19 protein-coding genes and 1 pseudogene are annotated in these 18,320 nt (G+C 60.8%); 12 read left to right on the forward strand and 8 right to left on the reverse strand.

The window, feature by feature from the left end; genetic code table 11:
- Positions 1-113: 113 nt before the first annotated feature.
- Entirely contained in the window at positions 114-923 is an 810-nt protein-coding gene (locus AC07UR_RS19765; protein ID WP_209792324.1) for an endonuclease/exonuclease/phosphatase family protein, read from the reverse strand.
- Between the two features lie 185 nt (positions 924-1,108).
- Positions 1,109-2,515: a Si-specific NAD(P)(+) transhydrogenase gene (gene sthA / locus AC07UR_RS19770; protein WP_173419895.1), complete on the reverse strand. Its 1,407-nt coding sequence runs from the start codon at positions 2,513-2,515 to the stop codon at positions 1,109-1,111.
- Between the two features lie 201 nt (positions 2,516-2,716).
- Here sthA and AC07UR_RS19775 point away from each other — a divergent pair, with 201 nt between their 5' ends.
- A complete protein-coding gene (locus tag AC07UR_RS19775; protein WP_173419896.1) occupies positions 2,717-3,757 on the forward strand; it encodes a magnesium and cobalt transport protein CorA in 1,041 nt (346 codons plus the stop codon).
- 15 nt (positions 3,758-3,772) lie between these two features.
- Here AC07UR_RS19775 and AC07UR_RS19780 read toward each other — a convergent pair.
- Positions 3,773-3,937 (reverse strand): annotated as a pseudogene (locus tag AC07UR_RS19780) (JAB domain-containing protein); the annotation flags it as partial.
- 103 nt (positions 3,938-4,040) lie between these two features.
- A complete protein-coding gene (locus AC07UR_RS19785; RefSeq protein WP_069611992.1) occupies positions 4,041-4,271 on the reverse strand; it encodes a helix-turn-helix transcriptional regulator in 231 nt (76 codons plus the stop codon).
- Positions 4,272-4,799: 528 nt separating this feature from the next.
- Here AC07UR_RS19785 and AC07UR_RS19790 point away from each other — a divergent pair.
- Positions 4,800-5,030 carry a type IV toxin-antitoxin system AbiEi family antitoxin domain-containing protein gene (locus AC07UR_RS19790; RefSeq protein ID WP_494700063.1) on the forward strand — a complete coding sequence of 77 codons (231 nt, stop codon included), beginning with the start codon at positions 4,800-4,802 and terminating at the stop codon, positions 5,028-5,030.
- 18 nt (positions 5,031-5,048) lie between these two features.
- Here AC07UR_RS19790 and AC07UR_RS19795 read toward each other — a convergent pair whose 3' ends face one another.
- The gene (locus AC07UR_RS19795; RefSeq protein WP_494700064.1) at positions 5,049-6,395 is read right to left on the reverse strand and encodes a dihydrolipoyl dehydrogenase family protein; all 1,347 of its coding nucleotides are present in this window, start codon (positions 6,393-6,395) and stop codon (positions 5,049-5,051) included.
- A gap of 206 nt (positions 6,396-6,601) precedes the next feature.
- A complete protein-coding gene (merBA, locus tag AC07UR_RS19800; protein WP_494700065.1) occupies positions 6,602-8,755 on the reverse strand; it encodes a bifunctional organomercurial lyase/mercury(II) reductase MerBA in 2,154 nt (717 codons plus the stop codon).
- On the opposite strand from merBA, the gene AC07UR_RS19805 reads away from it, so the two are divergent.
- On the forward strand, positions 8,754-8,954 hold the full coding sequence (locus AC07UR_RS19805) for a hypothetical protein (RefSeq protein ID WP_494700066.1): 201 nt from the start codon (positions 8,754-8,756) through the stop codon (positions 8,952-8,954). The genes merBA and AC07UR_RS19805 overlap by 2 nt on opposite strands.
- Before the next feature lie 197 nt (positions 8,955-9,151).
- Here the strand turns inward: AC07UR_RS19805 and AC07UR_RS19810 are convergent, their stop codons facing one another.
- The gene (locus AC07UR_RS19810) at positions 9,152-9,445 is read right to left on the reverse strand and encodes a cation transporter (protein WP_494700067.1); all 294 of its coding nucleotides are present in this window, start codon (positions 9,443-9,445) and stop codon (positions 9,152-9,154) included.
- A 20-nt stretch (positions 9,446-9,465) separates the two neighbouring features.
- Positions 9,466-9,891 (reverse strand): mercuric transporter MerT family protein, encoded by a 426-nt coding sequence (locus AC07UR_RS19815; RefSeq protein ID WP_494700068.1) that lies wholly within the window; start codon positions 9,889-9,891, stop codon positions 9,466-9,468.
- A gap of 85 nt (positions 9,892-9,976) precedes the next feature.
- Between AC07UR_RS19815 and AC07UR_RS19820 the strand changes: the two genes are divergently transcribed.
- The 9 genes from AC07UR_RS19820 to AC07UR_RS19860 all read left to right on the forward strand — a co-directional run bounded on the left by AC07UR_RS19820 (position 9,977) and on the right by AC07UR_RS19860 (position 18,100).
- The gene (locus tag AC07UR_RS19820; RefSeq protein ID WP_494700069.1) at positions 9,977-10,405 is read left to right on the forward strand and encodes a MerR family transcriptional regulator; all 429 of its coding nucleotides are present in this window, start codon (positions 9,977-9,979) and stop codon (positions 10,403-10,405) included.
- Between the two features lie 316 nt (positions 10,406-10,721).
- A complete protein-coding gene (locus tag AC07UR_RS19825) occupies positions 10,722-11,978 on the forward strand; it encodes a multidrug effflux MFS transporter (RefSeq protein WP_494700070.1) in 1,257 nt (418 codons plus the stop codon).
- A 164-nt stretch (positions 11,979-12,142) separates the two neighbouring features.
- Positions 12,143-12,532 (forward strand): hypothetical protein, encoded by a 390-nt coding sequence (locus tag AC07UR_RS19830; RefSeq protein ID WP_494700071.1) that lies wholly within the window; start codon positions 12,143-12,145, stop codon positions 12,530-12,532.
- 59 nt (positions 12,533-12,591) lie between these two features.
- Complete coding sequence (locus AC07UR_RS19835; RefSeq protein WP_494700072.1) at positions 12,592-13,764, forward strand: porin family protein; 1,173 nt, start codon at positions 12,592-12,594, stop codon at positions 13,762-13,764.
- Positions 13,765-14,203: 439 nt separating this feature from the next.
- On the forward strand, positions 14,204-15,397 hold the full coding sequence (locus AC07UR_RS19840; protein WP_494700073.1) for an ABC transporter permease: 1,194 nt from the start codon (positions 14,204-14,206) through the stop codon (positions 15,395-15,397).
- Between the two features lie 9 nt (positions 15,398-15,406).
- Positions 15,407-16,669 (forward strand): ABC transporter permease, encoded by a 1,263-nt coding sequence (locus AC07UR_RS19845; protein WP_494700074.1) that lies wholly within the window; start codon positions 15,407-15,409, stop codon positions 16,667-16,669.
- Positions 16,662-17,372: an ABC transporter ATP-binding protein gene (locus tag AC07UR_RS19850; RefSeq protein WP_494700075.1), complete on the forward strand. Its 711-nt coding sequence runs from the start codon at positions 16,662-16,664 to the stop codon at positions 17,370-17,372. The genes AC07UR_RS19845 and AC07UR_RS19850 overlap by 8 nt, the downstream gene beginning before the upstream one ends.
- A 57-nt stretch (positions 17,373-17,429) precedes the next feature.
- Positions 17,430-17,885 (forward strand): MerR family DNA-binding protein, encoded by a 456-nt coding sequence (locus tag AC07UR_RS19855; RefSeq protein WP_494700076.1) that lies wholly within the window; start codon positions 17,430-17,432, stop codon positions 17,883-17,885.
- The gene (locus AC07UR_RS19860; protein ID WP_494700077.1) at positions 17,882-18,100 is read left to right on the forward strand and encodes a heavy-metal-associated domain-containing protein; all 219 of its coding nucleotides are present in this window, start codon (positions 17,882-17,884) and stop codon (positions 18,098-18,100) included. Before AC07UR_RS19855 ends, AC07UR_RS19860 begins: the two co-directional genes overlap by 4 nt.
- The last annotated feature ends 220 nt before the right edge of the window (positions 18,101-18,320 follow it).

The following is an 18,320-nucleotide window of genomic DNA, read 5'->3' on the forward strand; positions in this document are numbered from 1 at the left end:
TTCTTCGATTGCCTGAAAATCTGGGGCCCTGCCGTTCTACGGCAGGGCCTTTTCCGTTGTGCAGACGTTTGGGTGCAGATGTTTGGGCGCGTGCAGTAGCGACGCGATTTTCTCTACCGAAGATCCAGCAGCAGTGCGCGGTGATCCGAGACTTCAGGATGTGCCACCACATCGAAACCAACGACCTCGACATCCGGCGTCGCCAGCATGTAGTCGGCGAAGCGCCCAGGCTTTCCATAGTACGATGTGCGCGTATCGGCATGGCCGCGGCCGGTGACGAGATCGGCGAGGCCGAGATTGCCAAGGACCGTGAAGGTGTCGCTATCGGGGAGGAGATTGAGATCGCCGCAGACGATCAGCCTTTCGTTGCCGGGCCACACACGACCTATCAATTGCACCAGGGCATCCGCCTGGGCCTGCCGTTCCGGTGTGTCGCCCTTGCCGTTCTCCGCCCGCAGGCCGTGCATTTGCGCGATGGTGATGGAAAAGCCGGCCTCATAGTCGAAGATCCGGAGGCAATGGGCGTTTCGCGGACGCGGATGCTTGCCCCAGCCATCAGGGGAAAACGCGCCGTGGACGAAGTCGAGCGCCTGGCTGATGACCGGAAGGGATTTGCGCACGAACGTGGCCAAGCCGAATTCGGCATGGACCATGCGGTTGCCATCGTGAAGCTCGCCTCTCGACGTCGGGCAGAAATAGCCGTCGTGATCAGCCAGGGCTGCCCGAATCTCGTCAAAGAGGTTGGCACGCTGTGGCAATTCAATATCGCGATCGCGGTAAAGGAGCCAGCCGGACGTCGTCTCGGGTGATCGCACGACTTCCTGCAGGCACAGAACGTCGGCATTCGCCTCGACGAGATACGGGATCAGCGACGCATGTAGCTTGCCGCCCCAGACATTCAGGGAAAGGATGCGTAATGACATGGCCAAATGCTCACCGTAAGGGCCGCCGGGAGATGCGCGATGCCCAGGCGGTGAACCAAAACAGAAGCCTAGGGCCGATGGCTTGATGGTGTGGCCAAGCATGCGGCCCTGAGACGGTCAGGACCGCGACGCTATCTGATTCGCGTGGCAGTGGCAGAGGCCGGCTTGCCGAGCCTTGCAGAATATCACGCCGTCGGCTTGATCTCGCCCATGCGGTTCCAGGCGTCGAGACCGGCGATCTTGTAGGCCTCGGCAAGCGTCGGATAGTTGAAGGTGTTTTCAACGAAGTACTCGACCGTTCCCTTGAGATTGAGCACGGCTTGGCCGATGTGAACCAGTTCTGTCGCGCCTTCGCCGATGATGTGCACGCCGAGCAGGCGACGCGTCTTCAACGAGAAGATCATCTTCAACAGCCCGGAATCGAGGCCCATGATGTGACCGCGCGACGTCTCGCGGAAGCGCGCCATGCCGCATTCGTAGGGAATGCCGCGATCCTTGACCTCTTCTTCGGAAAGGCCGCAGGTGGAGATTTCCGGCACGGCGTAGATGCCGTAAGGGAAATACTTCTGTGGTTCCATGGCGATCGCGCCAACGGCAACGCGAGCCGCGATGCGGCCCTGTTCCATTGACGTCGAGGCAAGGCTTGGAAAGCCGACCACGTCGCCGGCGGCATAGATGTTCGGCACCGAGGTCTGGAAGGTTTCGGGATTGACCTTCAGCCGCCCGCGGCTGTCTGCTTCCAGCCCGGCTGCAGCAAGATTGAGCGTGTCGGTAGCGCCCATGCGGCCGGCGGCAAAGAGCACCATATCGCTGGTGATCCGGCGGCCGTTGTCGAGCGTCAGTAACACCTTGCCATTGTCGAGCCGTTCAACCGTGTCTGCCTTGTGCCCGAGATGCAGCTTCATGTTGCGGTCGCGCAGTTGGTAGATGAAATCCTCGACGATCTCCTTGTCGATGAAGTCGAGCATCGTCGTCTTCGGGTCGATCACCGTCACCTGCGTGTCGAGCGCGCTGAAGATCGTCGCATACTCGATGCCGACGACGCCGGCGCCGATAACCACGAGCGAGCGCGGCAGTTCCGAAATATCGAGCAGTTCGTCGCTGTCGAGCACCGTCTTGCCGTCGAACGGCATGTAATCCGGGCGGAAGGGCTTGGTGCCGACGGCGAGCATGATGCTGGTGCCGGATACAAGCATGGTCTCGCCGTCGTCCTTGACGACTTCGAGTGTCGTTGGATCGACGAACCTCGCCTTGCCGCGCATCTGCTGCACCCGGTTGCGGGCAAACTGATGTTCGAGAACCTCGACTTCGTGGTTGAGCGTGATGATCAGCCGCTGGCGCAGGTCATCGGCGCTGATTTCTTCCTTGACGCGGTAGGACCGGCCGTAAAAGCCGCGCTCGCGCCAGCCCGACAGATTGAGCGCCGTTTCGCGCAATGTCTTCGAAGGTATCGTGCCGGTGTGCACGGAAACGCCGCCGACGCGTTTTCCCTGTTCGATGACGAGAACCTTCTTGCCGAGCTTGGCGGCCTGGATGGCGCCGCGGCGGCCTGCGGGTCCGCTTCCGACGACGATGAGATCGAACTGGTTCATAAGAATTCCGTCAAAAAGGGAGAATCGTTGTGCGCTGCGAAAAGTGTCGCTTGCATGCGTCTATACCGTCAATCGCACAGTTTGATGAAGTGGTTTTCGAGTTTGAAACCTGTTGGGTGCGAATATCAGCAAATACGCGTATGCTCGACGGTCCAATGGCATACCGGTCCATGAAATTCATGCGGGCATGGGAGGTTTTCTATGGCGCTGGACCTGACGAACGAAAGATCTGGGAATTCGCAGACGACTGAAGGGCCCCATGCTGAAGAGCGGCAGGGCGTGGTCGCCGCCGCGGTCTACGAAAACGGCGTGCGTATCCAGGACATTCACGTGGAAGATGCCGGCAAATGGCGAAGCCGCCCCGGCACCGTCATCTGGATCGGCCTCCACGAACCGGATGCGGCACTGCTCCGGCAGGTGCAACGTGAATTCGATCTGCATGATCTCGCGATCGAAGACGCCTGCAAGGCGCACCAACGGCCGAAACTGGAGATTTACGGCGATTCGATCTTTGTCGTCGCCCGGACCGCCCACATGGTCGGAGACGAAATCGCTTTCGGGGAAACCCATCTGTTTGTCGGGCGCGGCTATGTCGTGTCGGTTCGCCACGGCGCCTCGACCTCTTACATGGCCGTCCGGCAGCGGTGCGAGGCTTCGCCGGCAGCTCTGGCCCATGGCGAAAACTACATCCTCTATTCGATCCTCGATTTCATCGTCGACAACTACATGCCGGTGATCGAGGCCATTCACGAGGAGGTTGAACGGCTCGAGGATCGCCTGCTTCGCCAACGTCTGGAGAAGGACGATATCGAACGGCTCTATCTGCTCAGGCGCAATCTGCTCCGGCTTCGAAATGCGGCCGTACCATTGGTCGACGTCTGCCGGCGGCACGAGCATGTCGATTTGCCCGGCATGGACGCGGCGTTGCAGCCGCTCTTTCGCGACGTGACCGATCATGTCCGCCGCGTGCAGGAAGATATCGATGCCCTGCGCGAGGTTCTGGCCTTCACGTTCGAAGCGAGCCTGATGATGGGGCAGTCGGAGCAAACGGAGATCTCCCGCAAGCTGGCGTCCTGGGCGGCCATTCTGGCGGTGCCGACGGCAATTGCCGGGATCTATGGGATGAACTTCGACGACATGCCCGAGCTGAAATTCCGCTACGGCTACTTCGTCGTGTTGGCGGTGATCATCGGGCTGTGCCTGACGCTTTTTCGCTTCTTCCGCCGCGCCAGATGGCTGTGAAAGTCGGTTGCGCGGCTAGAACAGGCGCAGCCCTTTCAGGCTGACATGGCCATCCTTCCCGATGATGATGTGATCGTGCACGGCGATGCCCAGCGGCTTGGCCGTCTCGACGATCAGCTTGGTCATGTCGATGTCCGCGCGGGACGGTGTCGGGTCACCGGAAGGATGGTTATGCGCCACGCCAGCTGGCTTTCCAAGTTGCTGATTTCGCGCCATTATTCTGGAAGTTGGGAGATGATGGTGCCGCGCATTGGGATCGGTTGTTCGTGCCCGATCATGATAATCACGCCTGATCACCGGAGTGTTCGGCGAGTCGTTTGGATGCACGGCACTGCACTTTATTCTTATCGTCCCATTCATCAAGCTCGTCGATGGGATAGAGCACCGCCTTACCAACTTTGACGAACGACGGACCAAGACGCATGGCGCGCCAATTTCGGAGGGTCCCAACGGAAATGCCACCGCGGTAGCGCTCAGCCACCTCTTCTGGAGTAAGGAATTTGCTTTCTGCCATTTCTGCCTCCATCCGCCGCAACGACTAGGGTCGTGTCGCCGATTCTAGGTTGACGATCGCGCGTAGGCGATGTGTCCGAAGAGCGTCCCTTCGGATCACCACTTTCATCACCCAGGCCCGGGCGCTCACGCTTCTGCACTGACATCAATGCTGCGCAATTTTCCTCCGCAAAAGCGCTTTCAGGTGAGTGTCGGGAAAATGGATACAGGCGACGCCACATCGGCGGGGTTGCGCTCTTTGCCAAGTGACCACAGCAGCGGTCAGGCGCGGCATAGGTGTTGCCACGTCGGTGAATGAGGGCGATTTTTTGAGGTCACTGCGGGCAGATGCGGGCGAGGGGAAGACGCGACTCCCTTCAAAATCCAGTTCCGAAAGGAGTGCCGGTTCGACCCCGGCCACCCGCACCACCAGTTATCTTAAGAAAAGCCGACGGCCAGGGAGTTCGGCGCCCGGCTCGCCGGAGTCGACGAAGCCGAGAAATACGAATTCGCCATAGCGCTCCGCCGAGACGCGCCACAGCCGCACCAAATGCGAAAACGTGACCGGGACCGCGCAGAAGCACTACGTTTGGCTGGAGAGCCAAAGCCATCGTTGAGAGACCGCGCAGTCGCTCTGGCTCGAGAGCGAGGTGAGGTGCGAACGCGTGATCTTTCGGACATTGGTGTGCCCCGCTGTTACCTGACCCGGATGTGTGACGAGGGCCTGCTTATCAAAGTTGGCTATGGCCGCTACCGTGTAGCCAAACCTGAGGCGGCTTGAGAGTGGTACGCACCGAATTTAGAGCATGTAGCCGATATCTGAGGCGCCGGTGGGATAGGCAAACATCGTCCTCTTCAGATTGTCGGCCGTCAGGTCGTGGCGGATCGCCAGGGCAAACAGGTTGATCACTTCATCGGCGTGCGGTCCGACAAGATGAGCGCCGACAATGCGCCCGGTGCCGTCCTCGACCATCACCTTGAAGCCATAGGTCTTCTCTGCGGCTTGGCGGGCTGTAAACCAGTCGGACGCTTTCTGGGACTTCGTTTGGAACTTCAGGCCCTGCTGATGTGCTTGGTGCTCACTCAATCCGACAGCGGCGATCGGCGGGACCGTGAAGGCTACGCTCGGCACGCCGCGATAGTCGGGTCTATGCCGATTGCCCTCCAGAAGATTAGCGGCGACAACCTTGGCGTCGTGGCTGGAAACAGGAGTGAGCGGCGGCCCCTTCTGCGCCGCATCGCCGGCGGCGTACACGGCCGGGTTAGAGACGCTCTGCAGGTGCTCATTCAGCTTGAGCCGGCAGGTCTCGGTGGCGATGCCGCCGGCCTCGAGATCTAGCTCGTCCAGCGCGGGCGCCCGGCCGGCCGAATGGACAACGAGGTCGGCCTCAAAGGTCGCGTCTCTACCTTCTGACGAGGCGCGGACGACAAAGCCCGCACCCTTCTTCTCGATCTCCTGTACAGTGGTCCGCAGGCGCACATCCACCCCGATTTCACGAAATTTGTCCATGAGCCAGCCGACAAGATCCGGATCAAAGTGCGTGAGCATCCGCTCGCCACGCTGGAGGATTGTTACTTGCGCGCCCGCGCGCGCGGCGATGTGGGAGAATTCCGACGCTATATAGCCGCCGCCGACCAGCACGATGCGGCGGGGCAGCCGCTCCATCGCCAGGAAGTCTTCGTTGGTGGCGAAGTACTCTTCACCCGGAATCCCCAGCTTTATCGGCTCGGCACCGGCAGCGATCAGAACGTGCCGGGCTTCAAGGCTCTCGGCGTCCACTGTCAGGCTGTTCCGGCCTGTAAAGCGCGCGTGTCCGTGATACGTATTGATGCCTTTTTCATCGTAACGGTGTTCGTGGCTTTCAGGAATCGGATCGGTGAAGGTGCGCTTGAAGGCTATCAGTTCGGGCCAGTCGATGTGGACGTCGCCAGCAACGCCGTTGCCCCTCATGCGCCGGGCATGGTCGAGGGCGGAGGCGCCGCCGACAAGCATCTTTTTCGGGTCGCAGCCGCGCAGGGCGCAGGTGCCGCCGAAGGGTCTGTGGTCAATCACTGCCACGCTCCAGCCGGCGGCGCGTACGCGCATCGCGGCGACCATGGCCGCGGTTCCGGTCCCTATGACGACAAGGTCGTATCGGTTCGCCACTCGTCTCTCCTAACTTGTTCGTCACTATCGTTTTCGTATGTCTGCTGCCGCCGATCCGAACGCGGCGCCGATTCCCGCGAGAGCGCCGCCATTGATGGCATCCACAGCATCATCGTGCCTGGATCGACAGCGCACGTGCGCTTCCAGGTGACGTGGTGATGGAGTCCTTGCGCTCGAAATCGAATGTTGCCTCGCATGAATCTGCATCAACCGGCGCAGCAGGATAGCTTTGCGACGTCCTTGTTAAAGGATAGCGCTGCGAGCTTCAGACCCTCGACGGTCGTCAGATAAGGAAAGATCATGTCCGCGAGGTCCTCGACGGTGAGGCGCTGCCGGATCGCGAGCGCTGCGGTCTGGATGCTGTCCGCCCCTTCCGGCGCGAGAACATGCGCGCCAAGCAGCCGACCGCTGCCGGCGTCGGCCACAAGCTTGATGAGTCCGCGCGTGTCGCGAGCGGCAAGCGCGCGCGGCACCTGGTCGAGACCTATCGTGGACCCGCGGACGGCGTACCCGGCCGCGCGCGCCGCAGATTCCGTTAGTCCGACGCTCGCCACCTGCGGATCGGTGAACACGACAGCAGGCATGGCACCGTTGTCGTAGCGCAGGCTGTCGCCGTTGAGGGCGTTCTTGGCCGCGAGCTTGGCGCCATAGGCGGCCATATAGACGAACTGGTCGCGACCGGTGACGTCGCCGGCAGCGTAGATGCCGGCCCGGTTCGTGCGCATTCGCTCGTCGACAACAATGCCGCCCTTCGGCGAGACGGCGATCCCGTGCTCCGCGAGACCGAGGCCCTCGATGTTGGGCGTGCGCCCGGTGGTGATCAGCACCTGATCAGCCTCGATCGTCGTATCCTGGCCGTCGCGCGCAACTATGAGCCCGATGCCGTTCGCGGTCTTCCTGATTGCGCGGTAGGTAATGCCGGAGACCGCGGTGATCCCCTCGTCTTCGAAATACCTCGTCAACGCCGCGCCGATCTCGGGCTCCGCCTCGGGGAGCAGGCGGGACCGGCACACGAGCGTCACCTTGACGCCAGCACGGGTGAACATCTGGGCGAGCTCCGCCCCGATATAGCCGCCGCCGATCACGAGCAGTGACCGTGGCAGCTCTCCGAGGTCGAGTGCCGTCGTGCTGGTCAGATACGGCACGGCGTCGAGGCCGGGGATGGCGGGAACCGCTGGCCGCGCGCCGGTCGCAATGATGATCTTGCCAGCGGAAATGCGCGCGCCGTCGACCTCGACACCATCATTCATGAGTCGCGCCGGCCCCTCGCGATAGAAGATGCCGTTATGGGCCGGCAGCAGGTCGATGTACTTGGCCTGGCGCAGTTCGGAAACGAGCGCGTCCTTTTGGCGGATGGTTCCCCGCCAGTCGGACAGTTCGGCCCCGGCCGAAATGCCGGCGAAACGGGCCGCCACGCGCGCGTTGTGGAGGGTCTCGGCGGCACGGATCAGGGTCTTTGATGGCACGCAGCCGACATTGACGCAGGTACCGCCGATGGTGCCGCTGCCAATGAGCGCCACTTGGGCCCCCTGTTCGGCGGCGGTGATCGATGCCGAGAAGCCAGCCGATCCGGCGCCGATGACGACGAGGTCATAGGCGCCGCCATTGCGCTTAGGCGGGGCAAACCGCGGACCTGGGGTCGGCCCGTTTCTCGATGCCAGGTCAGCCGATTCTGGAAGTGCGCCTTGCGCCGCGGCAGCGAGATCGACCGGCCGCTCGCTGGCGTTCACACCGGCAAGGCTCGGTCCGAATATCGCCTGGCCTGCTTCTAGCGCCTCCGTGAGCGACAGCCGGAACCCTGGTTCATCGGATTGACGCTCCTGACGCCACGCAGCGAGGTGCTCGTCCGAACAGAAGAACGACGTTGCCGTGCATAACGAGTTCGCCGCGCAGCCGCCTTCATAGCGAACGCTGAGCCACACGACGGCCGTCACCGGCGCAACATCGGCCAGGGCCTGGCCGCGGTCCCGCGTTGTGATCCGAACCGGTGCGCCGCAGTGCCGGCACGGCGATGCGACCGCGATATCGCGCTCGGTCATCGCGCCGATGCCGAGCGCGTCGACCGCGCACATGGCATTGAGCGTGCGCCCGTCCACCGTGACCCGGTGGCCGGTATCGAGGTCGGTGAAGGGATAGGCACCGACGATCTTGTCGTCGCCGAGCACGACGAGGTCGCGGCGGCGCAGTTCTTCGAGCACAGACCTGATCGCGGACTCGCTCAGCGCTGCGCGCTCACCGAGCGCGCCTATTGTCGGGGCGCGTCCGTCTTCGGAGTATAGCTGGAGCAGCGCGACGCGCACGCGATCGGCGGCGGGATCGTAGCCGCTCCAGCGGTTGAGTACATTGTTGGAGCCGACCATGGCCAGCAGCGCGTCCCTGACCGCCGGCGATGTGACCACCGACCAGTCCGGAAAGGTCACGCCAGGCCGCACGGCAAAGCTCGGCCATGTCGCGGGTGAGGACGTCGCAACCTTGTTGCGGGTCGAGGAGGATGCGCAGCAGTCGGTCATGGCCTCACGCCTTCCTTGTCAGCCTTCGTCTCGCAGCGCCCGGCTTTGACACGGTGATGGTGGACACCCCACGCCACAAGACCGACGCAGGCGACTATAAAGGGAAACACCAGCAGACCCGCCTGTGTCAGCCGCACGCCAAGACCGGCCAACGGCAGAAGCACAGCGAGAAGCGGCGCCGCACAGCAAAGCTCGGCGAGAAGCGCGCCTGCCATCCTTGCTCAGATCGCGGCGGGGTCATTCACCTCAACTGCCCTGCCGCTTCGGATGCGCCGGATAGCCTGCCTTCGTGCTGGCCGCCGCGATGGCGTCGGGGTTCGTCTTCGTGTCGTCGAAGGTCACGGTCGCGGTTTTGGCTTCGAATGAGACAGCCAGCTTCGCAACGCCGGGGACCGCCGCCATCGAGCTCTTCACGATGTAGGGGCACGAGGCGCAGGTCATGTTGTCGACAGCGAAAGTGATGGTGCGCTCGCCGGCCCATGTGGCCGGAGCAACGATGACGGAGCCGATCAGGGCGAGCGCGCTCAAATACTTGTTCATGGGTGAAACTCCTCTTTGTCTCAGGCGCCGAGCAGCAGCGGGGCAATGTAGTCGAAGGCGAAAGCAGTCACGACGAGCACCGTCGCGATCCAGAGCGCGAGCTGAACAAAACGGCTGGGTATCGGGCGGACGCAGGCTGAACCGTCGGCGCAGGCGCGTCTTGGCTTCCAGTAGACGAGGTAGAAGCCGTAGCCGAGGAGGCCTGCCGTCCCGGCGACAAAGAGCGGCTTATAGGGCGCAAGCGCCGTCAGATTGCCGATCCAGGCCCCGCCGATGCCGAGGCTGAACAGGATGAGCGGGACGATGCAGCACGAGGAGGCGGCGAGCGCGCCGACAATGCCGCCGACGGCAACCAGACGCTGCCGTCCGACTGCTTCCCGCTCAGATGCGGGTAGGTCCGCCGCGGCCGGCGTTATCCCTGCTGTTCCATGTCGCGATGCAACCATATCCGACCTCGCTTTCCTTGCCGAAATTCTACACGTACCGTACCGTGCGGTCTGTAGTCACTACAGGGTCAAGAGGTATTTTACGATGCGCGATCACGCCGTGGTGAAGGGCCTCCAGCGGGCTGAGCTTGCCCGACGGACAGGCTGCAATCTGGAGACGGTGCGCTATTATGAGAAGGTCGGCCTTCTGCCTGAGCCGCCGCGCACGGCGCGCGGCTATCGGAGCTACGACACGACCCACGAGCAGCGCCTTCGCTTCGTTCTGCGGGCCCGCGAACTCGGCTTCTCCCTGGACGAAATTCGGGAACTGTTGCATTTGGTCGATGAGCGCGACCAGCCCTGCGTCGAAGCGCGCGTCGTCGCCGCCACCCACCTAGACGACGTGCGAGCGAAGATCGCCGATCTGAAACGCATGGAGCGGGTGCTGAAGGACGTCGTCGCCCAATGCGCCGACGGTGCGTTGCCGGAATGCCCGCTGATCGAGACGCTGTTCGGCGAGACATCGGTCGATTGATCCGTCACCAACATCGCTGTGCCCCAGAAAGGCACGTCATTCTCCGCCGGAGCTTTCTGAGCGGCGAACGGCGCGAGCTTGACACTGGACCATGGTCCGGACGTTACCAGTAGGACTCTGTCCACTGGGGCTTAGCCTGGAAGGGAGCGGTAAGGCGACGCAGAAGTCGCTGAATCCTTCGCCTAACTGAATCGGCGTACGCCGAACCCTTTCCTGCCACGCACGCATGAAACGTCTGTTGCATACGAGGCGAGGATCCGGTTGAGCACAGAGTTTAACTTGCGACCAAATTCGCTCACAAAAGACCGGATCCAAAATGCGTGCTAACGATAATGGTTATTCTGCGAATACGAAGAAAGCGGAAGTTACGTGGCTAACTTGGTTGCTCGGCAGCTATACGATGCTGGGTCCATTTTCGATTTCCACTTATATGCCGTTCTTCCCAGTGCTGATGGTGAGCCTGGGAGTCACACAGCTAGAGCTGCAACAAACTCTGAGCGTCTATTTGGCCGGCTTCGGGCTTATGATGCTGCTACACGGGCCGCTGTCGGACGCCTTCGGCCGACGGCCGGTCGTTCTTATCGGCCTGACGGTTTACCTGGTCGCTTCGATTGGAGGCGCGCTCTCCACGTCGTTGGCCTTCTTGATCTTGTTCCGCCTAATACAGGGGCTGTCAGTCGGCGCTGGGAGCGTTGTGGGAAGAGCCGTCGTTCGTGACCGTCTGGAAGGGCCAGAAGCGCAGCGATTACTTTCTCACATCACCATGATTTTCGGTCTCGCACCGGCTCTCGCGCCCATCTTCGGAGGATGGCTACACAATTGGTTTCCCTGGCAGTCTGTGTTTCTTTTCATGGCGGCGTTCAGCTTTGTTCAGCTTATTGCCAGCTACTTCTATTTGCCAGAAAGCCTGCCGCCGGCGAAGCGAGCATCCATGCGGCCAGCGCAACTGGCGCGAAGCTATGGCTCTGTTCTGAAGTCTCGTCCGTTTTGGATGCTTTCGCTTGCACTGGGCAGCAACTTCGTCGGTTTCTTTGTCTACGTTTCGGCTGCCCCGATATTTGTCATTCAGTATCTAAATCTCAAGCAAGACCAGTTTGGATGGCTGTTCATCCCTGCGATGTCAGGTGTGATTTTCGGCGCGTACCTTTCCGGCAAACTCGCCGGACGATCTCAACCCGCCAGTACGGTCGCTTATGGCTTCCTCGTGATGGCGGGAGCCGTTGTGCTGAATCTGTCGTACAACGCTTTCTTCCCGCCTGTTATTCCGTGGGTAGTGCTGCCTCTCATGCTCTTCACGACTGGGATGTCTCTCGCCACGCCAAGTATCACTTTGCTGACCTTGGACCTATTCCCGAAGAACCGCGGCATGGCTGCGTCTATGCAGGGGTTTGTTCAAACCCTCATAATGACACTCGTCTCGGGCTTCGCCGCACCTGTGCTGGGCGCTTCGGGCATGAAGATGGCGCTCGGAATGCTTTTATCTCTGGCAGGAGGATATGTCGCCTGGATTGGATATCTGAGGTGTTCATCATCCTCACAAGCGGGGGTTCTGGAAGAACAACCTCGACGGTGAGTGAGCCGTTTCAACGGCTCCGATCGAGAGAACAGGCGCTGAAGGCTCTTGCAGAGGCGGAAAAAGGCTAGGTGAAACTGGCCGTCGGCCACAGATCATAGGTGCTTGACCCCGTACTATAGTCCGGAGGGTAAGCTGCGTCCTCAACGAGGAGGACCATAAACGTGCGAAAAATTGGGATCAGCAAGATGCGGCCGGTCGTGTTCGCCGCGCTGGCAGCAATTCCGCTCATGGGCTGTAGCGAATCCGAGTCGGGACAGAGGTTCACGATGGTGGGCGAGGAGCGGGAAGTTCGAGGTACTGTAACCGATGCGAAGCTTACCCTATGTGCTCCGACGCCTGACAAGCCGGGGACCTGCGAAGGCACCTTAACTGTGCAACCAGCCGCAAGCGACGCGGGCCGGATCGTCGTTGAGGTGACCCGAAACGTGAAGCTGATGAAGGATGGTCAGTCGGTCTTTCTTCCGCAGCTCAAGGGTGCCCAGGCGATCATCAAGTACCGAGCTAGCAAAGAGGGTCCGAGTGTTGCCACGTCCGTGGTCGCCAGCACGTGATTTTTCCGAGCCCACACGAAAGGCTTTGTAGAGCGATTTCCATACTGCTGGGGGGCGCTGTGCTCGGTTATGCCTCGGAGGCGGCCGCCCAGGACCAGACTGTGGCGACAGTAGAAACTCATGGTGCTACTGAAAGCGCAGCAGGGTCTCAATCCGAGGAAATTGCGGAGGAGGCGGCAAAGGGTTCTAATCGACCCGAGGAAAAGCCAGCATCCACTTCCCCGTTACTTTGGAAGGGGTTAATCCAGGGCGGACTGATCAGCCGTTCGGATCCGCGTGCAGAGCCAGCGAACGAGTTTCGCTTGCGGGAGGCGCAAGTCAGCGTCGAAGGAAGCCCGATTAATGGCACGCACTTCTTCATCGAAGTCAATTTTCCCGGCCCCGGAGAGGAGGTCGAACTCAACGATGCGGCCGTGACATTCGATGTCATGAGAGGAGTGCGGGTCGTTGCGGGTCAGCTTCGCGTTCCACTTAACCGGCCGGCCGTGAGCGCGCGGACATCACTTTTCGTCACCGAACCTCGTGCAGCCGGACCCGTGCAGCGCAAGGCAAGGGACCGTGGCATCAACGTCGTCCTGTCGCCGTTCAACGGCCGCGTGCTCTACGAACAGGCGCTTGTGAACGGCAATGGAATCCAGAACGGCGAGCTTGGCAACGACAATGATGGCTTTCTTCTCGAGGGTCGGTTGGTGTGGTTTGCAACTGGCGAATGGCCCCTGCCGCTTCCCGCGCAGACAGATTTACAGAATTCGCCTTGGAGCACATTTTTCAAAGCCGGTTGGGCATCGGGCAAGTTCGAGAAAGGTCTCAGCGAAGCGTCGAGGTCGCAGGTAAGGGAAATCACCTGGAACGTGGGCCAAGCGGTCGTAGGAAAGGGCTTTTACGCCTACTGGCAATACAGCAAAGCTTTCGCAGAGAGCGAACAGAATTTCGACTCGCAGTCTTTCTCGTTCACTTCGGGCTACGCCTTCCCGATTGGTCGGTATCTAGCCGCCAGCGAATCCGCCCCTCGCGCCATCCGGGATGGTTGGGTCGAGCCAAAGCTTCAATTCGAAATGCTTCGTTATGAGGATGCGGTGCTTTCGAGCCAATCGGCCCGCAAAATATATCGCTACGGCGTCAACTATTATCCCCTTGGCACACTCAATATCCGTCTGATGGTTGACCACGAAGTGGCAGTCCGTCCACGACGCAGTGAGACTCTGCTCGTCTCACTTCACTACATGTTTTGAATCGGCCCAAATCAACTCGCGTTCAAGGAGCGTTGGGTGGTTCAAGGCGGGGCTCTGCGTTGGCCGATCGCCAACCGTCATTCGAACCTGACTCGGTACTATGGTCCAGCCTGTAGGGTCCGCGACGCGACGCAGGCATGGGGGTATAAGCGCCGCGCCGCAGTGGTGCGCGTTGTGCGCGGACATCTGTGAAACGAGCCGCCCACGAATGTTCTTCAGCGGCCTGTTAATTGAACGCTGATCTGGGATGAACTGATTGGGCACGTCTCGCCTCTCTCCCCGGAGCCTCAGATAGGACCAAACCATCTGTCAGGCTGGCGCCCGTCTGATCGCGCCAGAGGATGGCCATTGACTCCGTAGATAGGTACGGATGTTAGAGTTTCAAAAGATAGAGTCGCCGGTGCGTTCTTTGGACGTTTGCCGGCCCGAGGAGCAGAGAATGAGCGCAGTTACGAGAGGGCTCCGAAATCCCTTCCGAACGCGAGTCCGCACCGGGGTCGTAGTTCTTCTCCTCGCCATCATCATTGGCCTGTTCGCCGTGATGGTTCAGGGCGCCTTTCAGACGCGCGCTAAGCTCGAAAGCCTTCAAGCGAACGTCCGGACTGTAGTGGAACTGCGCGAAGCCGGCGCCTTCGGCACCGGGGGATTCGGAGGCGATAAGCCGGTTGGCGCAGATCAGTTCTCGGTGGCGACCCTTGAGCAGATTCGGCGCGTTCCCAGCGCTGAGCATATCGTGAAGGTCGAGGAGTACATCCATGCGCCTCAGGTCGATCCGTCGAGGCCAAATGCCTATGCGATGATCATCGGACTGCAGCCGGGCGCACCAATGCGCGCGATCGGCGAGGTGGATTACGAGAATGCAGAGATCGTCGCGGGACGGGGCTTAGGCGCGCAGGACGTTGCTCGGGAAGTCGCCGTCGTGGGCCAGGTTTATGCCCGGGAGCGCCTTGGGATCAGTCTGGCGAGCGGCGCCGCACTTCAGGGCAAGACAATCACCCTCCAAAACCGACCGCTACAAGTGGTCGGCATCTACGCCACCGGTAACGATTTCGGCGACAACCACGTCTTCGTTCCGTTGGAGGCGTTTCGGCGCATCTACAATCCTGGCGACAAGCTTTCGAAGATACGGGTCCGGGTCGACTCCATCGCCAATGTCGCGGCCGTCGCCGACGATCTTCAGCAATTGCCCGGCGTGGATGCTGTCACCGCCGCCGAGCAGGTCTCGACGGCCAAAACCACCCTCGGCAGCATGGCCGCCGCAACGCTCTACGGGTCGCTGCTGCTTTTCGCAATCGGCGGCGTTCTGGTTGTTTTCATCATGGTTCTGGCGACTCGGGAACGGATCAATGAGATCGGGACGCTAAAGGCGATCGGCGCCTCCAATTGGGAGATTGTCAAGCAGTTCCTCGCCGAGGTTCTCGCTGTCACGGCACTTGCAGCCTTGGGCGCGGTGATGATGGCAGCCCTCTTTGGAGCGGTTCTTCGGGCGGCCTTGCACCTCGAGTTCAGCATCGACCAGAACACGCTGCTCTTGATTCTGCTGGGCGGCTTCGTTTTCGCCGCGCTCGGCAGCCTCTATCCAATCGTCAAGGGTATCCGGCTGAGCCCGATCCAAGCCATGAAGAACAACTGAGGAGGCCTCATGGGCATGATCATCCTGGGTTTGCGCAATCTCCTTCGAAACAAGGTCCGCCTGGCCCTTGTCGCAATCTTGATTGGCATCCCCTTTTTCCTGCTTCTCGCCATGTACTCGATCGGCGACGCGATGCAGCGGCAGACGACGATCATGAATGAGAACGTCAACACCGTCGTGCAACTTCGCGGCCGCGGCTCGATGGGCCATGTGAACATGGTCGGCCAGGATCGCCTTCTGCCGCAGGATACGCTGGAGAAGGTGCGCGGGATCGAGCACGTCGAACATGCTGAGCCGTATCTCCTTGCCATGGCGCCGATCACGCCGCCGAACTTTGTCATGCATGTCGGTCTCGCAACCAACGCGGTAAAGCGGCTTGAGTCGCACGGCGAGGCAGGCAATCCGCGGATCATCGCTGGACGGGAATTCATGCCTGAGGACGCCGGACAGGACGTCGCCATCATCGGCCAGGGTTATGCGAAATGGGCCGGCATCACGCCCGCGCAGATCGGCGATGCGACGATCACCATCGATCCGACCCGCACCCATCCGGCCATTTACGGCATGGATCGGCCGAAGCGGGAGCTCCGGATCATCGGCATGTATGCCAGCGGGTATATCTTCGGCGATCTGCAGCTCTTCATGCCGATCGAGACGTTCCGCTCGATCTACGGAACCGACCAGGGCATTTCTTGGCTGTTCGTCAAAGTTGATAGCGTCGAGAACGTTCCTCTGGTGGCGCAGCGCCTGCGAGAAACAGTCGGCGACGTCGCGGATATTCTCGTTCCCGAAAGCGCCGCCGTCTTCACGGCCACGACCAGCGAGACCGTCACGCAGCTCACCAGCGTGGGCGGTATCCTGGCGGTCGCGCTAATGGTCATCGTGGTGTTCTTCGTACTCCTGATGATGGTGCGCGAGCGCGCACGCGAGATCGGCACGCTGAAGGCAATTGGAGCGAGCAATGGCGGCGTTACCGCTCAATTCCTCACCGAAGCCGTCGCTCTGACCCTCCTTGGCGGGTTCCTTGGCCTTTTGCTTTTCCGCGGCGTCGGAGAGATGGTTACCGGACGTCTCTTCGCGCTGAGCATCGGCCCATTCCTGCCGAGCCACTACAAGCCGCTCTTCGAGAGTCTGGCGATCAACAACAATGTTTCGGCTTCGGCTCTCGCCCTTGTCCTTGTCATTGCCGTGCTCGCGGCGGTGATCGGCAGCGCCTACGGCGTTTGGCAAGCGGTCAAACTTTCTCCGCTAGAGGCTATGAAACATGAATAGTGCACTGATCGAATTCCGCGACGTCTCAAAATCCTATCGCAAGGGCAGCGAAGTCGTCGATGCCGTCGCAAATGTCGACCTCCAAATCCAGGAGAGGGGCATGGTCGCAATCGTCGGCCCAAGCGGAAGCGGCAAGTCCACGCTCCTGCATCTGATGGGCGCCATGGACCGGCCGACGCGCGGCGAGGTGCTCGTCGCCGGGGAAGCTGTGAAAAGGCTCTCGTCCGGCGAGTTGACTCGCTTTCGCCGGAAGACAGTCGGTTTCGTCTTCCAGACTTTCAACCTGATCCCGAATCTTACGGCGCTGGAGAATGTCGCCCTGCCGATGGAGTTCAACGGTGTCAGTGCCGCGGAAAGGAGCGCTAGGGCGAAGGCTTTGCTCGAGCGCTTCCAGCTCGGACACCGCCTAAAGCATCGTCCGCGCGAGTTGAGCGGCGGTGAGATGCAGCGGGTCGCAATAGCCCGCGCCGTGGCCAACGAGCCGCGCTTGGTGCTCGCCGACGAACCCACCGGCAATCTCGACTCGCGGTCGGGCAAGCTCATCTACGAGCTCCTGCAAGAGGTCTCGCGCGAAAGAACAGTCATTGTGGTTACACATGCAGAAGAATTGGCCAAGCTAGCTGATCGGGTCATCCACATTCGAGATGGACAGCTCGTGGAAGATCCGAATTCGGCAATCAAGTTGGCATCTAATACTCTCTAACGCCATATCTGCGAGAGCCATTATCTGCATGGAAACCACCGCCGTCGGGAGATAATGATGCAAGCGTTCACGATCAGCAAAGCCGCTCACGAGGCGGGAGTCGGCGTCGAAACTATCCGATTCTATGAGCGGCGCGGCTTGATAGATCAGCCGGAGAAGCCGGGATACACCGGATATCGACACTATTCTGCCGAGACCGTGAGGCGGATCAGATTCATCCGAAAAGCGCAGCAGATTGGCTTCTCTCTCCGCGAGATCCAAGAGCTGCTTTGGCTTCGGGCCGATCCTGTGGCCGATTGCAGCGATGTGCGCCAGAAGGCGGCGTCGAAGATCGACGAGGTCGATGAGAAAATCATGGAGCTCAAAAAGATCCGCAAAGCGCTGGAGAAAGTGATTGCGGACTGCCCTGGCCGGGGGGCGCTGAAGGGGTGCACCATTCTGGAGGCGCTTCAGGACGGGGAGCAGCTTGAAAACCAAATGCCCTCTACCCGAACACGAAGGAAGATCAAATGAAGTCCGTCACGCTAAAAATCGAAGGTATGCACTGCAACAGCTGTGCACAGAAAATCAAGGCCCTCGTGAGTTCTGAGGCGGGCGTTCGCGGCGCCGATGTTTCCTTCAAAGACGCCCAGGCCCGCATTCTCTTCGATCCGCAAACCGTCAGGGAAGACCGGCTTATCGAGATGATCAAGAAAGCAGGCTACCAGGTTCCGGCTCAAGATCAGTGACCGAGCTGGGAGCTTTTGAACTCGCAATCGGACTCTTATACATTTTCCGCTGCGCTGGATCGCTAAAGATTTCACTTGGGCCCGGCCTCGGCGGCCTGTCTGGGTCGCGTGGTTCGGTCGCCTTGGGTCTGTTCTTTGGCCTCAACATTCCAGCGTGCGCTGCGCTGCTGATATTTGCCTTGTTGGGTATGGCTGCAGCAGGCGGCGTGAGCGGTGCAAG

It is taken from the genome of Ensifer sp. GW821-FHT05G01 (genome assembly GCF_059419585.1).

What these genes read in the sequence shown, in the direction of transcription:
- AC07UR_RS19810 (WP_494700067.1), bottom strand. Translation starts at nt 9,445, where the DNA reads ATGAACAAGTATTTGAGCGCGCTCGCCCTGATCGGCTCCGTCATCGTT.
- AC07UR_RS19785 (WP_069611992.1), bottom strand. Translation starts at nt 4,271, where the DNA reads ATGGCAGAAAGCAAATTCCTTACTCCAGAAGAGGTGGCTGAGCGCTAC.
- AC07UR_RS19790 (WP_494700063.1), top strand. Translation starts at nt 4,800, where the DNA reads ATGCGAAAACGTGACCGGGACCGCGCAGAAGCACTACGTTTGGCTGGA.
- AC07UR_RS19850 (WP_494700075.1), top strand. Translation starts at nt 16,662, where the DNA reads ATGAATAGTGCACTGATCGAATTCCGCGACGTCTCAAAATCCTATCGC.
- sthA (WP_173419895.1), bottom strand. Translation starts at nt 2,515, where the DNA reads ATGAACCAGTTCGATCTCATCGTCGTCGGAAGCGGACCCGCAGGCCGC.
- AC07UR_RS19825 (WP_494700070.1), top strand. Translation starts at nt 10,722, where the DNA reads ATGCGTGCTAACGATAATGGTTATTCTGCGAATACGAAGAAAGCGGAA.
- AC07UR_RS19855 (WP_494700076.1), top strand. Translation starts at nt 17,430, where the DNA reads ATGCAAGCGTTCACGATCAGCAAAGCCGCTCACGAGGCGGGAGTCGGC.
- AC07UR_RS19845 (WP_494700074.1), top strand. Translation starts at nt 15,407, where the DNA reads ATGGGCATGATCATCCTGGGTTTGCGCAATCTCCTTCGAAACAAGGTC.
- AC07UR_RS19765 (WP_209792324.1), bottom strand. Translation starts at nt 923, where the DNA reads ATGTCATTACGCATCCTTTCCCTGAATGTCTGGGGCGGCAAGCTACAT.
- AC07UR_RS19775 (WP_173419896.1), top strand. Translation starts at nt 2,717, where the DNA reads ATGGCGCTGGACCTGACGAACGAAAGATCTGGGAATTCGCAGACGACT.
- AC07UR_RS19820 (WP_494700069.1), top strand. Translation starts at nt 9,977, where the DNA reads ATGCGCGATCACGCCGTGGTGAAGGGCCTCCAGCGGGCTGAGCTTGCC.
- AC07UR_RS19805 (WP_494700066.1), top strand. Translation starts at nt 8,754, where the DNA reads ATGGCCAGCAGCGCGTCCCTGACCGCCGGCGATGTGACCACCGACCAG.
- AC07UR_RS19860 (WP_494700077.1), top strand. Translation starts at nt 17,882, where the DNA reads ATGAAGTCCGTCACGCTAAAAATCGAAGGTATGCACTGCAACAGCTGT.
- AC07UR_RS19815 (WP_494700068.1), bottom strand. Translation starts at nt 9,891, where the DNA reads ATGGTTGCATCGCGACATGGAACAGCAGGGATAACGCCGGCCGCGGCG.
- AC07UR_RS19840 (WP_494700073.1), top strand. Translation starts at nt 14,204, where the DNA reads ATGAGCGCAGTTACGAGAGGGCTCCGAAATCCCTTCCGAACGCGAGTC.
- merBA (WP_494700065.1), bottom strand. Translation starts at nt 8,755, where the DNA reads ATGGTCGGCTCCAACAATGTACTCAACCGCTGGAGCGGCTACGATCCC.